The following is a 719-nucleotide window of genomic DNA, read 5'->3' as shown; positions in this document are numbered from 1 at the left end:
ACCGAATGGATCGGCACATGCTCGTGGCTGGCGCCGAGTTCGTGAAGCCTGTGATGCAGGCGATGATGTGCAAGCTCCAGGACAGCCCGCAGCCTCGAGTGCCGCGCTTCATCGGTCTTGGGCGCGATCGTATCCACGTAGGCGATCGATCCCTCAATCTGCGCGAGGACCGAGACCGCGTCCTCGGTCGCAAAGATGGGTTTGTCACCGACGTCAGCATACACGGCACTGGTGTGGGCCGCGATGTCGGCCTCGCGCCCGGCGACACTGTCTCGAACGCGGATCGCGACCCAACAGGACTCGGTGACGCTAAGCTCGAAGTGGCCGTTGCACGACAAGTTGCCGCATCGCACTTCATCGACGACAGTGCCATTGCGGATCAACTCCACACGCGTCGGGCGAACGCTGACCGAGTCGATCCGCCAGGCGATAGTGACAGTGCCGCCTGAAGGAGGAATCGCGATCTTGCTCCCGGGACGCCGCCCTTCTACCGTCATGTCCACGAGCGGCCCGATTGTGATGAACGTGTCGCCGCTCCGCACGGCATCCATCCAGTTGCGGTACGTAAAATCGCGCGCGCCCAGCTGCGCATATGTCCGCGAGCCGCCGAGGAGCGCGGACGCGTCCATCTTGTCGGAACCTGCCACCAGCGGAAGGTGGTAGCCAATGTTGAGGTACCGGTACCAGTCGGCCAGACCGAAGGCGCTGATCTGCGCAGT

Annotated in this window: 1 protein-coding gene; it reads right to left on the bottom strand. The window is 63.4% G+C overall.

Annotation, left to right across the window (positions count from 1 at the left end; translation table 11 throughout):
* Positions 1 to 719, bottom strand: a 719-nt coding sequence (locus IVB22_RS14740; RefSeq protein WP_247518059.1) for a CehA/McbA family metallohydrolase, incomplete at both ends; no start/stop codon positions are given.

The organism is Bradyrhizobium sp. 190 (genome assembly GCF_023073415.1).
In the GTDB taxonomy this organism is placed as follows: domain Bacteria; phylum Pseudomonadota; class Alphaproteobacteria; order Rhizobiales; family Xanthobacteraceae; genus Bradyrhizobium.
This window is presented reverse-complemented; position numbering and strand designations above follow the sequence as displayed.